Raw genomic sequence first — 13,257 nt, forward strand, 5'->3', positions numbered from 1 at the left:
GCGGGAGGGAAGCAATTGCCACGAAGGTCCGCGGCCATCGGCCCTCGCTGCAGACGTCACGCCGCCCCTCACCGGGCGTCACGCAAAGCCCGTGGCGAGCAACCAAAGTAGCTTTTGAAAATTCGATTGAAGCTACTGACGTTCCTGAAGCCGTGACTGTAGGCGATCTCGCTGATTTTTTGCTGCGGCTGAGATGGGTTCTCTATGTCCGATCGACAGCGCTCGAGCCGCCGCAAGCGCATCCAGCGCGCGACAGACGTCCCTTCGCGCTCGAACAACTTGTTGAGATAGCGAACACTCACGTAATGCGCCTGGGCGATGACCTCTGGCGTTAACGTCTCATCGTCGAGGTGCCTGTCGATGAAGCCCTGTACACGCCGCAGCGTGGAAGACACGTAGCGGCTCTGGCTCGCTGGAGGCGCAGCGCGATCCGGCGAGGCTAGGGCCAAGCCAAGGAGATCCAGCAGGTGATTGGCAATGCGGTTCGCCTCGGCCGGACTGAGTTGGTGCGCCTCATCCAGCGCCGCGCGCAACAGATTGCTTGCGACGTGACCCACGCCCCGGCCACCATCGATACGTTGGGCGAGAACCTCGGTCGCCGCAGTCAGCCTGCCTTCGAGACGGTGCCTGGGGACGCCCATCCAGAGCGCGTCAAATCCCCGCGACACCTCGATGGCGTACTCACGACTGCTGTCGAAGATGGCCATATCTCCAGGCTTCAGAGACGCCTGGCCAGCACCTTGGCGGAGGGTCACGCTGCCGCTGATCAACAACGCAATGGCGAAGTCGTTTTTTGTCGAGGCCTGAATCAACCGCTGCGAACGCACGGCACGATGAGCGCCCCCGCGCGTGATGGCCCGGATAAACGTCATTTCCCCGAAGGGATAGCGATACATGCGCCCAGTCGGCGGTTGCGCCTCGAGCTGCTCCACTTCCAGTTCGACGAACAGGGAGCCGAGCGAAGCCGCCCAGGCGGCGGAATCGCCGCTCACCGGGATCATGTCGTCTGAACGCTTTGGTGCGCGCAACTTCACTGCAAGCCCCACCAACCGAACTGCGACGGATCGTGAAGAGTTTGCGGCAGGGAGTCAATTTGGCGGCGCAACAGAAAGCGGGAACCTCAGCAAGCACACGGTAGGCATGCATTTCTTGCGAATTTTCAGCGCCTGCGCATCGACATCCTGTCGCAAGTGTGGCAACCACCAGTTCCTGAATCGCAAATTCAATGGGCCGCCAGTGCAAAGACACGACATCGGCCCGCAGGCATGCTTTCCGTCATCGAAACACGCACATCGCGACCGACTCACAGACAGAAGTCGATATCTCCCCGGGCAGACCCCGCCACCAGGGCGTTTAGGGAGAGCAAAAGAGAACGCAAGGGACAGCGGCCTCGCGACGCGACATCGGCAGCCTGCCGGACGACGAGCGAGATAGCCCCTTAATCGGACAACAGACCATCCAGGTGCGCAGACTGCTCGGACAAGCTCGGCACTGCACCGCCAGACTTATGAGGACATGATGATGCCATCGGCAGAGCCAACCCGGACTTACGAGCGGACGGATGTCGCCTTCAGGACGGACGACGGTGTCACCCTGCAAGGCTGGCACTATCTTCCCGCAGCAGCGAAACAGGGACCGCAACCGATTGTCATCATGCACCACGGTTTCAGCGCGGTGAAGGAAGGGTATCCGGAGCACTTCTTCGAGGACTACCTTGCCGCCGCCGGCTTCGGCGTCTTGACCTACGATCCGCGAAGCCTGGGAGAAAGCGGCGGACGTATTCGGCAGGAGATCGATCCTTTCCTGCAAGTCAGCGATTTCCGGGACGCCATTTCCTTTGCGCTGACGCTGCCGGGCGTCGATCCTGCACGCGTCGGCGTATGGAGCGCCAGCTATGGCGGCGGAACTGCCATCCAAGCGCTGGCGATGGATCACCGGGTGCATTGCCTGGTCAGCACCGTGCCGTTCCTCAGCGGAGGCGCCATCTGGAACATGCTGCCCGCGGAAGTGCGCCAGAACATGTTGCGAATGTTCGAAACCGACCGCAAGCATCGGGCGGCCGGCCAAGCGCCGCAAACGGTCGCCATTGCGGCCGAAGACCCCGCTCGAACCCCATGCATCCTTCCCACGAGGAACTCCTGGGAATGGTGCATGCGCGTTGCGGCGGTCGCGCCGAACTGGAGGAATGAAGTCACGGTCCGCAGCCTGGAATCCCAGTTTTGCTTCGAGCCGATGGCGTACATCGGCAGGATCACGCCCAGGTCGTTCCTTCTGATCGGCGCCGAACACGATGACCTGATCCCCGTCGCCCTGACGCGGGAAGCCTTCGAACGTGCGCGGTGTCCGGACAAGGATCTCGTGGTTTTTCCTTGCGGGCATTACTCGTGCTACGACGATTACTTCTTCCAGACGGCCAAGGCTTCGCTGGACTGGTTCGACAAGCACCTTCGGCCCGCCGTCTGAAGGCCGAAGAGGAAGCGTCCTGCTTTTTCTGACGACTTGATCCGCACGATCAAGGGACCACGCGATGCGCGCAGTGCTGGATGGACAAGTTGCAGTCGTCACCGGGGCAACCACCGGGATTGGGCGCGGCATCGCAGTTGCGCTTGCACGGGCCGGTGCCCGCGTCGTTGTCGGCGACATCATTCGGCTGCCCAAGGACGGGAGCTACGACGAGCGACCGGACCTGTCGACAGCAGAACTCATCGCCGAAATCGGTGGAAGCGCAACCTTCGTGGAATGTGATGTCACGCAGTCTTCGGCGGTCTCAGGCGCGGTGGATGCCGCGGTGTCTTCGTTTGGCCGCCTCGACATCATGGTCAACAACGCCGGCATCTTTACCCGACTGGAGACCATCGTCGACCAGTCCGAAGAGGACTACGACCTGACCATGGCAGTCAACGCCAAGAGTGTCTGGTTGGGATGCAAATTCGCCTTGCGTCAGATGCTGCAGCAGGAACCGCTGCCCGGCCGTTCCCGCGGGCGCGTGATCAACATCGCCTCGGCGGCCGGGGTTTCCGGCCTGCCGCTGGAGCCGGCCTACTGCGCATCCAAGGGCGCTGTACTTGCGCTGACGCGTCAACTGGCCGTCGACTTCGGTCCGCATGGGATCGGGGTGAACGCGATCATGCCAGGTCCCATTCAAACCGCAATGACCCGCCCCGCGCTCGAGGACCCGGAGACCGTGGCGCGGTTCCGCCAGGCGACGCCGTTCTCGCGTCTTGGCACGGCCGACGACATTGCGGCAGCGGCGGTGTTCCTGGCAGGGGACGGGGCGGCCTTCATCAATGGCGCCGCCATCGCGATCGACGGCGGTGCGACGGCACGTTGAGATAAGCAAGGCACCGTGCCTCGCCGGAAACCACATTCGCAAAACGAAGGGTAGAAACATGAGCGGTTCGTTGCATGGAAAGGTCGCAATCGTCACTGGGGCCGCGACGGGAATCGGCCGAGGCATCGCGGTGGCTTTCGCGCGCGCCGGTGCCAAGGTTGTCGCCGGCGACATCGTCAGGCTGCCCAGGCCCGGGAGTTTCGACGAGCGCCCCGACCTGTCGACCGCCGACCTGATTGCCGAGATCGGAGGCGATACGATTTTCGTCGATTACGATGTGACAAGGCGCGAGGCGGCACAAGGCGCCATTGAAGCCGCATTGTCGTCGTTTGGCCGGCTGGACATCATGGTCAACAACGCCGGCATCGGCATCGTAGGCAAGCGCTTCCACGAATTTACCGACGCCGATTTCGACAGGACGATTGACGTCAATGTCAAAGGCATGTGGTTCGGCATGCAGGAGGCCGCCAAGCATTTCATCTCCGCGGGCGGAGGATCGATCATCAACATGCTGTCGACCGCCGCACTCAGGCAGCCGCCGATGCAAGCGATCTACAACGTATCGAAGGCTGCCGCCGCTCAGATGACCCGCTCCGCCGCGCTCGAGTACGGCAGATACAATATTCGGGTGAACGGCATTTGCCCGACGATGGTGAAGACCTCGCTCACCCGCGAACTCACCGATAACGCACCGTTGATGAATTTCATTGCCGGAACCATTGCCCTCGGCCGATTTGCCGAGGTTTCCGACGTCGCGCAGGTCGCCGCCTTCCTCGCCAGCGATGAAGCGGCCTTCCTCTCCGGAGTGCTGCTCCCCGTCGATGGCGCCGAAAACCCGCCGCTGTACATGCCGGGCGACGCGCCGTGATGACACGTCAGACCGCGTCGATCCCTGGCGTGAGGCACTGATACGGTGATGTCGCGCTGTTTCATCAGGCGTCCGCCTCTGTACCACTTGGCACATTTAACTCGCGCACGCTAAACAGCTCCGAATCTTCGCCTGCCTATTGAAAACACACGGCTTGCACGACGCGGGCCCCGACGGGGCCCTGCAGAAGCATCGAGCGCATCGGTCGCGACCGGCTCCACTATCGTTTTGTGCGACCGGCGTGCTGGATTCCCCCTGCACCACGAGCCTGCGTGGCGCGCGCCAGCGCCTCGCGCCGTCCCGCGGGCGCATCTTCATCAACGTCTTGTCGTCCACGCGGCAGCAGCGCTGCTGGCGTCTCGTGAAGTAGACACTTTGAGACAAGTGTCGCAGATCGATTGACGCACTTTGCGTCGACGCCTATATCTCGCACCACACACCAGGCATGCGGGGGCATGCCGAGACGACAGACTCGCATCGCATCCGCTCTTCGCGCGACACCTGTTCGCGCGCTCGACATCCTTACCGACTCAACGCCTCATCCGCACCACCACGTGGAACACGCAGGTGCAGTTGCTTGCGCCTGTCCATCACCCAGCCCAACGCCAGGCCCACCACGGAGAAGGTTTCATGAGCGCATCGCAAGCCCCTGCCGTCCGCGGCATCATCCCCAAGCAGCCGGTTCAGATCACCGGACAGCCACTGAGCGAACTGGCGGCCGACACCGCAGCGCTGAAGGCGCTGGTGCAGGCCGCGGTCAACGTGGAGCTGTTCACCATCCCGCTGTACATGTGCACGATGAAGTCGATCCAGGGCACGCACGCGATCAACGCCAGCGGCATTTCCTACTACAAGGGCCGCGTCTGGCCGGGCATGGCGACCGGCGTCGTGACACCTGCCGACGACACCTCGCCCGCGACCGCACCACAGCGCGCCTACAACCTGCTGTTCTCGGTCTTCATCGACGAGATGCTGCACCTGCAGATGGCGGCCAACATCTGCAACGCCGTCGGCGTGCAGCCCAATTTCAACAGCCCGCTGCTGCAGGACGCCAACTACAACTGGATCTGCTACGGCCCCACACAGACCGTCATCCCGCACGTGCTCGATCTGCGCGACCTGAAAGATCCCTCTGTCGGCAGCGAGCTGACCGTGCAGCTGTCCGAGCTGAATGAAGACCAGGTCACGTTGTTCACTCTCATCGAGGAAGACCACGCGGCCGCGCTCGCCCGGATCAAGCCCGACCCAAGCAATGCGTACTTCCCCCAGGTCCCGTTCTCGAACTGGACGGCACAAAGCAAGGAAACCGACCTGCCGCTGTTCGGGACGATCGGATGGATGTACTACAGCCTGTACCGGTACATGACCATCAAGTACGAGGACGGACAGCTGCTGTGGGAGAAGCTGTTCGTCGGACCTGTTGGGCAATGGGACCTGTTCAACAGCACGGTCAAACCCGCGGAAAAGGAGTATCCGCTGATGCCGACACAGATCACCGCCAACGCCGCGGTCGCCGCCGGCATCCAGGCAATCACCATGATGACCGCGATCTGCGATCAGGGTGAAGGCGGCTTCGACGCGTCGACCACGCGCGCGTTCCTGGACATGCTGCACACGCGCGCGCTGGAGACCGGCATGTCGCTGGCCGACATCAACAGCGTGCTTCCGATCTACCAGCCCGACAAGGAGGCGATGGCCAACAACCACCCTTCCTACACCGACACGGGCGCATCGGCCACCTCCACGGATGCCGACGCACGCGCGACCAATGGCGCGCTGGACCACCACGAGCGTTTCGAGAACCTGCTGGGGCTGGTCGGACAGGTGCAGACCTGGAGCCAATGGCACGCGATTTCGAGCAACGTCTGGACGGGGGCCATGCTGACCAACTCCGATTTCGATCCCTCCACCGCGCCAAGCAACATCCCCAAACCCAATGACGTGGCCATCGCACTCAATAATCTGAAAAAGGTCGATCCCACCGCGCTGGACAACGTCGCGCAAGGCGCGCTCGCCGGCATCACCACGGTGTTGAGCAAGTCCTGGGGCGCCACCGATGTCCAGTTCCCGTATCCGTCGATGGTCGGCTCCGGCGATCGCCTGGGCCTGTACTGGGCGATCTACGGCAACGCGCCCACCCTGCAGAAGGTGACAAGCAGTACGCAAGCGACAAGTGCACTGCTGCACGCCTGCCAGGGACTCGCCCTCGATGGATCCGGCGGCGACTGCGCCGCGCCGGCGATCTATCACAGCTGCAAGGGCTCCAACAATTGCGCCACCCAGGGCGGCTGCGGATTCGTGCACTCGGTGGACGGCAGCGGCAACTGCTCGCAGGCCATCGGCGGCGGTTGCGGTCAACGCGTCGCGGCAGCGGCGCAGGCGGCCGCCAAGGCAGCAGCGGGCGAACAGGTCGGCGGAACCTGCGGCGCACCCACGCTGTACAGCGCGCCGGCCAACAACAAGTGCGGCGGCTTCGGCGGTTGCGCCGTGCCGATTTCGGCATCGCAACTGTATCCGGCGGCCGGCACCATGCAGGTCTTCGACTTCACCGGCTCGAACTACACCCCCGTGCCATTGACGACGCAGGCGTTCGCGGTCGGCGATTCGGTCTACGACATCGCATGGGAGGCGTACAAGAAGGTGATGACCGAGCGCAAACTGCCGGTGGGCGACCAGCCAAATCCCACCGACCTTCGCGTCGCCCTGCCGCCCTCGACCTGAGCGCGACGCGATGACGGACATTGCAGATCCAGCGCACGCGAGGCCGCAGCACGCTGCGCCAAGCGCCACGCCACCACGTCTGGGCCTGCCAAACCTGGGCTTCGGCGTCGGCCTGCGCCCGCAGCATCTCCCGGCCATTCTGGCCGGGGGAGCGCGCGTGGACTGGTTCGAGATCATCTCCGAAAACTACATCGAGGATGCCGGGTACCAGCGCGCGATGTTGAACGCGCTCGCCAAGCAGACGCCTATCGTCATGCACGGCGTCTGCCTATCGATCGGATCGGACGCACCGTTGGATCACGACTATCTCGGCAAGCTCAAGCGCCTGGCGGGCGAGGTCGATGCCGCGTGGATCTCGGACCATCTGTGCTGGACCGGGCTCGGCTCGCACAATGCGCACGATCTGCTGCCGTTGCCGTTCAATGCGGAATCCTTCGCGCATGTGCGCGATCGCGTGCTGCAGGTCCAGGACATCCTGGGCAGGCCGCTGGTGCTGGAAAACCCCTCCAGCTACGTGCAGTTCCAGACCTCGACCATGCCCGAATGGGACTTCCTCGGCGGCCTGGCGGTTGCCACTGGCTGCGGCATCCTGCTCGACGCCAACAACGTCTATGTGAGCGCGCACAACCATCGCTTCGATCCCGAGCGCTACCTGCGCGCCCTGCCCGCCGATCATGTGGTGCAACTCCACCTGGCCGGCCCCACCCGCCACGGCGATTGCCTGATCGACACCCACGACCAACCGGTGCCTGGCCGTGTCTGGGAACTGTATGCGCTCGCGCAGCAACTCACCGGCGGCGTGTCCACCCTGCTGGAATGGGACGCCAGGCTGCCGGACTACGACGGCCTGCTGGAAGAGCTGGACAAGGCACGCGCCGTCATGGCCGGCTCGATGCCGGCCATGGCCGATCCCGTCTGCGCCGATCACGCCGTGTCCACGCCATTGCACTACGCACCGAGGGAACCTGCCGATGCCTGACGCCGGCGCCACCGGAACGGCGCCGGCAGCGCTCGCCGACGTGCAGCGCTGGATGCTGAGCGCGACCACGCATCCTGGCGGACTCGCCGCCGGCCTCCGCTACGCCGGTGACCTGCTCGGGCTGGATGCCGGCAGGCTGCTGGCGTCGCCGGAGGGGGTCGACCCGCAGGCGCGCCTGGCGATCTACGCCAACGGCTATTGGCAACGCCTGATCGAGGCGCTGCGAGCGGAATTCCCGACCCTGTGCCGCCTGCTCGGCGACGACCTGTTCGGCTTCTTTGCCCGCGCCTACCTCAGCACGCACCCGCCGCGCGCACCATCGCTGCATACGCTGGGTGCGGGATTTCCCGCCTTCCTGCGCGCGTCCCAACGCCGCCAGGGCCAGGCGCGGGATCGCTTCCCCGTGCAACTGGCGTGGCTGGAGCGCGCCATGGCCGAGGCCAGCCGTGCGGAGGGCCTGGAGGCTGCAGCGCACACGCCGGCCGTCGACGCCTCTGCGCTCGCGCTCGGCTGGCCCTGCCGCATCGGCGTGCCGGCGACCACGCGCCTGGCCATGCTGTCCTACCCATGCGCTGCGTTTCGCGATTGGCTGTCCGGCACCGCGACCTCGGTTCCGCAGCCCGAACAACCCAGCTTCCTGTGCATTGGCCGCCATCAGTTCCGCACCACCGTCTCGGCGATCGCCGATTGGCAGTTCTTCGCCCTGCGCCACGCCGCACGCGATCCTCGCCCGTTACATGCGTGCGCCCAAGCAGCCGCACGGCGCACTGGTCGCGATGTGGGCGAAGTATTGGCCCTGCTCGCGCTGTGGCTGCCCGATGCGCAGGTATCGAGCATCGCGACGCTGACGCCGCTCACGGCGTCCGCGCTGCCGGCCTTCCAGCCCCCCGATGCGTCCATCCATCACGACAAGGACATCGCACATGACTGAAGTGAACGAAAGCGCGCTCGACGCGCACTACCGGAACAGCTTCGGCTGGCTCGCCGGCTATCTGCCGGAAGATCGCAGCGGCCTGCGGCACTGGCAGGGCGCGTTTCGCGAACGCGCCCTACGACACCGCGACGGCGCGGCACCCGGTTATGCGCACGACGCCGTGCAGCGCCTGGCCGACCTGATCGCGACCGACCCGATCGTGCGGATGTACGTGACCGAGGCCATCGCACAGATCGTCCAGCCGCCGCCGCACGTCACCTCCATCGACGACGTGCTGGCGCAGCTGGACCTGATCTGCAGCACCGCGCCCGAATACAATGCCGACCCGAACAAGCGCGTGCTGTTTCCCATGTCGGCACTGTTCGTCGACATGATGGCGACATCGGCCGGCAAGGCGCTGTTCCGTCTCGATGCATTCAACGAAAGAATCCGCGGCATCCTCGAGACCTGGGCCGCCTATCTCGACAGCCCGGCGAGTTGCTCGGTGCTGAACGCGGACCCGGTGACCGGCTGGCTCGGCACGGCCGCCATCGCCGAATTCAAGCTCGCCGACTTCGTGATCGACTGGGACGCCGAGTACGGCGGCTTCGGCTCCTACAACGCGTTCTTCCATCGCGAGATCCAGTCCAAGGTCCGTCCCATCGCCGGCGTCGGCAACTCCGGCATCGTCACCTCGCCGAACGATGGGACGGTCTACCGCATCGCCACCGACGTGCAGCAGACCGCGGTGTTCTGGATCAAGGAGAAGGCCTACTCCTTGCAAGACATGCTGGCCAACCCCGACCCGGCGACGCTGCAGCGCTTCGTCGGCGGCACCGTCGTGCAGATCTTTCTAAGCGGTGCCGACTACCACCGCTGGCACGCACCGGTCGACGGCGTGGTGGCGTACCGCAACGTGGACGGGCTGCTGTTCAGCGAGAACGAGGACAGCACGTTCGATGGCGATGCCGGCGTGGCCTCGCAGGTGTACGGCGCCGCCGTCAACAACCGTGGCATCGTCGCCATCACCGCCGACGACGCGCGAATCGGCACGGTGTTCGTGATGCCGATTGGCATCACCGAGATTTCCTCGCTGAGCCAGACCGTGGCCGATGGTCAGCACGTCAGCAAGGGCGATGAACTCGGCTACTTCAGCTACGGCGGATCCACGCTGTGCGTGGTGTTCGAGAAGAAGGTGTCGCTGAACTTCGGCGCGCTACAGCAGAAGGACACCATCCAGGTCAACGCGCAACTGGCGACCCTCAACCTTCCGGTCTGACCTGTCGCGCAGCCTGCGAGCGCGACACGTGCAGCGGCGCCGAACAGCGACGCTGCGCCGGCAACCCGCCAGGCATCGACGCGACATCCATTGCCGACGACACCGGTTGCCAGCGGCGCTGGCAACCGGTAGTGCTTCAGGCGCCGCGCTTCCTACCCTCCGGCGCACGGAGGGTTCGGCCCCCCAGCCGACCAGCCGCACCCCCGATCCACTAAACTTGCCTCCCCCACGGGCGGCCTGCCGCCCCATGCCCCTGTCGCAGCGGCGGCGCATCCCATGCGCTGCCGCCCCGCACGTCCGCACGAAGGCGCCATGACCTCCGAGAAAGTCCCCGAACACACCCCGCTGATGAAGCAGTTCTTCGCCGCCAAGTCCGAGTATCCGGACCTATTGCTGTTCTTCCGCATGGGCGATTTCTACGAACTGTTCTACGACGACGCGCGCAAGGCCGCGCGGCTGCTGGACATCACCCTGACCCAGCGTGGCAGTTCCGGCGGAGCACCGATTCCGATGGCCGGGGTGCCGGTGCATGCCTACGAGGGCTATCTGGCGCGGCTGGTGGCGCTGGGCGAGTCGGTGGCGATCTGCGAGCAGATCGGCGATCCGGCCCTGGCCAAGGGCCTGGTCGAGCGCAAGGTGGTGCGGATCGTCACCCCCGGCACGGTGACCGACGAGGCCTTGCTGGACGAGCGCCGCGACACCTTGCTGATGGCCATCGCGCGCACCAAGCAGGGCTACGGCCTGGCCTGGGCCGACCTGGCCGGCGGCCGCTTCCTGGTCAACGAGGTGGACAGCGAGGACGCGCTGGAAGCGGAACTGGCGCGGCTGGAGCCGGCCGAGCTGCTGGTGCCCGACGAGGACCAGTGGCCGGAATTCCTGCGTGAGCGCCGCGGCGTGCGCCGCCGTCCGCCGTGGCTGTTCGACGCCGACAGCGGCCGCCGCCAACTGCTGGCGTTCTTCCAGTTGCACGATCTGAGCGGCTTCGGCATCGACGACAAGCCGCGCGCCACCGCCGCCGCCGGCGCCCTGCTCGGCTATGTGGAGGAAACCCAGAAGCAGCGCCTGCCGCACCTGACCGCGATCGCGATGGAGACCGCCGGCGAGGCGATCGCGATGAACGCGGCCACCCGCCGCCATCTGGAACTGGACACGCGCGTCGACGGCGACACCCGCAACACCCTGCTCGGCGTGCTCGACAGCACGGTGACGCCGATGGGCGGGCGCCTGCTGCGGCGCTGGCTGCATCGTCCGCTGCGCCTGCGCGAGGTGCTGGTGCAGCGCCACCACGCGGTCGGCACGCTGATCGATCGTGGCGCCGATGCCGACCTGCGCGAGGCGTTCCGCGCGCTCGGCGACGTCGAACGCATCCTCACCCGCGTCGCCCTGCGCTCGGCGCGCCCGCGCGACTTCTCCACCCTGCGCGATGGCCTGGGCCTGTTGCCGAAGGTGCGCGCGATCCTGGCGCCGCTGGACTCGCCGCGGCTGGCGGCGCTGGCGGCGGAGCTGGGCCAGCACGACGAGATCGCGCACCTGCTGGCGGCGGCGATCGCCGAGCAGCCGCCGCTCAAGCTCAGCGACGGCGGCGTGATCGCCGCCGACTACGACGCCGAGCTGGACGAACTGCGCCGGCTCAGCACCAACGCCGACCAGTTCCTGATCGACCTGGAAGCGCGCGAACGCGCCAGCAGCGGCATCGCCACGCTGAAGGTCGGCTACAACCGCGTGCACGGTTACTACATCGAGATCAGCAAGGGCCAGGCCGACAAGGCGCCGGTGCACTACAGCCGCCGCCAGACCCTGACCAACGCCGAGCGCTACATCACCGAAGAACTGAAGAACTTCGAGGACAAGGTGCTGTCGGCACGCGAGCGCGCGCTGTCGCGCGAGAAGCTGCTCTACGAAGGCCTGCTGGACACGCTGGGCGAGCGCCTGGAACCGCTCAAGCGCGCCGCCGCCGCGCTCAGCGAACTGGACGTGCTGGCCGGCTTTGCCGAACGCGCACAGGCGCTGGACTGGACCCAGCCGGAGCTGGACAGCGGCGCCTGCCTGCGTATCGAACGCGGCCGCCACCCGGTGGTGGAAGCGGTGCGCGAGCAGCCGTTCGAACCCAACGACCTGGACCTGCACCCCGACCGGCGCATGCTGGTGATCACCGGCCCGAACATGGGCGGTAAGTCGACCTACATGCGCCAGAACGCGCTGATCGTGCTGCTTGCGCACATCGGCAGCTACGTGCCGGCACGGCGCGCGGTGATCGGCCCGATCGACCGCATCCTCACCCGCATCGGCGCCGGCGACGATCTGGCCCGCGGCCAATCCACCTTCATGGTCGAAATGGCCGAGACCAGCTACATCCTGCATCACGCCACCGCGCAGTCGCTGGTGCTGATGGACGAGATCGGCCGCGGCACCTCCACCTACGACGGCCTGGCCCTGGCCGATGCGGTGGCGCGCCACCTCGCCCACCACAACCGCTGCTACACGCTGTTCGCCACGCACTATTTCGAGCTGACCGCGCTGGCCGACGAATCGGTCGAAGGCGGCCCCAGCGGCATCGCCAACGTGCACCTGGACGCAGTCGAGCACGGCGACCGCCTGGTGTTCATGCACGCGGTCAAGGACGGCCCGGCCAACCGCAGCTTCGGCCTGCAGGTGGCGGCGCTGGCCGGCCTGCCCAAGGCCACCGTGGCGCAGGCGCGGCGGCGCCTGGCGGAACTGGAGCAGCGCGGCGGCGAGAGCCATGCCTCGCAGATGGCACCGCAGGCGCTGGACGCGCCGCAGCAGTTCGGCCTGTTCGCGGCCACGCCGTCCGCCGCGCAGGAAGCGCTGGCCGCACTGGATCCGGACGAACTCACGCCCAAGCAGGCGCTGGAGGCGCTGTACCGGCTCAAGTCGCTGCTGTAGGCGGCCTGCGGATTTAGCCCCTTCCCACCGGGAGAGGGGTTGGGGTGAGGGTCCGGCGCGAAGCGTCTCGCGGCGTCAGGACGCACGACGCTGCGCCCGCACCCTCATCCGCCTCTGCGGGGCACCTTCTCCCCAAAAGGGGGCCATGGTCCCGGAGGGACAAGGGAAGCGCCATAGCCCCATCCCGTCGGGAAAGGGGTGGGGGTGAGGATCCGGCGCGAAGCGTCTCGCGGCGTCAGGGCACACGAGGCTGCGCCCGCAC

At 66.0% G+C, this 13,257-nt stretch carries 9 protein-coding genes; 8 read left to right on the plus strand and 1 reads right to left on the minus strand.

Annotated elements, in window-relative coordinates; genetic code table 11:
* Positions 1 to 68: 68 nt before the first annotated feature.
* Positions 69 to 1,034 carry an AraC-like ligand-binding domain-containing protein gene (locus NUG21_RS14575; protein ID WP_263391244.1) on the minus strand — a complete coding sequence of 322 codons (966 nt, stop codon included), beginning with the start codon at positions 1,032 to 1,034 and terminating at the stop codon, positions 69 to 71.
* A 481-nt stretch (positions 1,035 to 1,515) separates the two neighbouring features.
* On the opposite strand from NUG21_RS14575, the gene NUG21_RS14580 reads away from it, so the two are divergent.
* The 8 genes from NUG21_RS14580 to mutS all read left to right on the plus strand — a co-directional run bounded on the left by NUG21_RS14580 (position 1,516) and on the right by mutS (position 12,995).
* Complete coding sequence (locus tag NUG21_RS14580) at positions 1,516 to 2,463, plus strand: alpha/beta hydrolase (RefSeq protein ID WP_263391245.1); 948 nt, start codon at positions 1,516 to 1,518, stop codon at positions 2,461 to 2,463.
* A 64-nt stretch (positions 2,464 to 2,527) separates the two neighbouring features.
* Entirely contained in the window at positions 2,528 to 3,331 is an 804-nt protein-coding gene (locus NUG21_RS14585; protein WP_263391246.1) for an SDR family NAD(P)-dependent oxidoreductase, read from the plus strand.
* A 58-nt stretch (positions 3,332 to 3,389) separates the two neighbouring features.
* The gene (locus NUG21_RS14590) at positions 3,390 to 4,199 is read left to right on the plus strand and encodes an SDR family NAD(P)-dependent oxidoreductase (protein ID WP_263391247.1); all 810 of its coding nucleotides are present in this window, start codon (positions 3,390 to 3,392) and stop codon (positions 4,197 to 4,199) included.
* A 630-nt stretch (positions 4,200 to 4,829) separates the two neighbouring features.
* Positions 4,830 to 6,920, plus strand: a complete 2,091-nt coding sequence (locus tag NUG21_RS14595; protein WP_263391248.1) for a ferritin-like domain-containing protein — start codon at positions 4,830 to 4,832, stop codon at positions 6,918 to 6,920.
* Positions 6,921 to 6,930: 10 nt separating this feature from the next.
* Positions 6,931 to 7,899, plus strand: a complete 969-nt coding sequence (locus NUG21_RS14600; protein ID WP_263391249.1) for an MNIO family bufferin maturase — start codon at positions 6,931 to 6,933, stop codon at positions 7,897 to 7,899.
* Positions 7,900 to 7,951: 52 nt separating this feature from the next.
* Entirely contained in the window at positions 7,952 to 8,830 is an 879-nt protein-coding gene (locus NUG21_RS14605) for an HvfC/BufC N-terminal domain-containing protein (protein WP_263391250.1), read from the plus strand.
* Positions 8,823 to 10,091: a phosphatidylserine decarboxylase family protein gene (locus NUG21_RS14610; RefSeq protein ID WP_263391251.1), complete on the plus strand. Its 1,269-nt coding sequence runs from the start codon at positions 8,823 to 8,825 to the stop codon at positions 10,089 to 10,091. The genes NUG21_RS14605 and NUG21_RS14610 overlap by 8 nt, the downstream gene beginning before the upstream one ends.
* A 312-nt stretch (positions 10,092 to 10,403) precedes the next feature.
* On the plus strand, positions 10,404 to 12,995 hold the full coding sequence (gene mutS / locus NUG21_RS14615) for a DNA mismatch repair protein MutS (RefSeq protein WP_160948322.1): 2,592 nt from the start codon (positions 10,404 to 10,406) through the stop codon (positions 12,993 to 12,995).
* Positions 12,996 to 13,257: the final 262 nt, after the last annotated feature.

Origin of the sequence: Xanthomonas sp. CFBP 8445, assembly GCF_025666235.1 — a bacterium.
GTDB classification, from domain to species: Bacteria; Pseudomonadota; Gammaproteobacteria; order Xanthomonadales; family Xanthomonadaceae; genus Xanthomonas_A; species Xanthomonas_A indica.

Excerpts from the sequence above, each read along its gene's own strand:
- NUG21_RS14605 (WP_263391250.1), top strand. The coding sequence starts at position 7,952 with ATGCTGAGCGCGACCACGCATCCTGGCGGACTCGCCGCCGGCCTCCGC.
- NUG21_RS14610 (WP_263391251.1), top strand. The coding sequence starts at position 8,823 with ATGACTGAAGTGAACGAAAGCGCGCTCGACGCGCACTACCGGAACAGC.
- mutS (WP_160948322.1), top strand. The coding sequence starts at position 10,404 with ATGACCTCCGAGAAAGTCCCCGAACACACCCCGCTGATGAAGCAGTTC.
- NUG21_RS14580 (WP_263391245.1), top strand. The coding sequence starts at position 1,516 with ATGATGATGCCATCGGCAGAGCCAACCCGGACTTACGAGCGGACGGAT.
- NUG21_RS14600 (WP_263391249.1), top strand. The coding sequence starts at position 6,931 with ATGACGGACATTGCAGATCCAGCGCACGCGAGGCCGCAGCACGCTGCG.
- NUG21_RS14590 (WP_263391247.1), top strand. The coding sequence starts at position 3,390 with ATGAGCGGTTCGTTGCATGGAAAGGTCGCAATCGTCACTGGGGCCGCG.
- NUG21_RS14585 (WP_263391246.1), top strand. The coding sequence starts at position 2,528 with ATGCGCGCAGTGCTGGATGGACAAGTTGCAGTCGTCACCGGGGCAACC.
- NUG21_RS14595 (WP_263391248.1), top strand. The coding sequence starts at position 4,830 with ATGAGCGCATCGCAAGCCCCTGCCGTCCGCGGCATCATCCCCAAGCAG.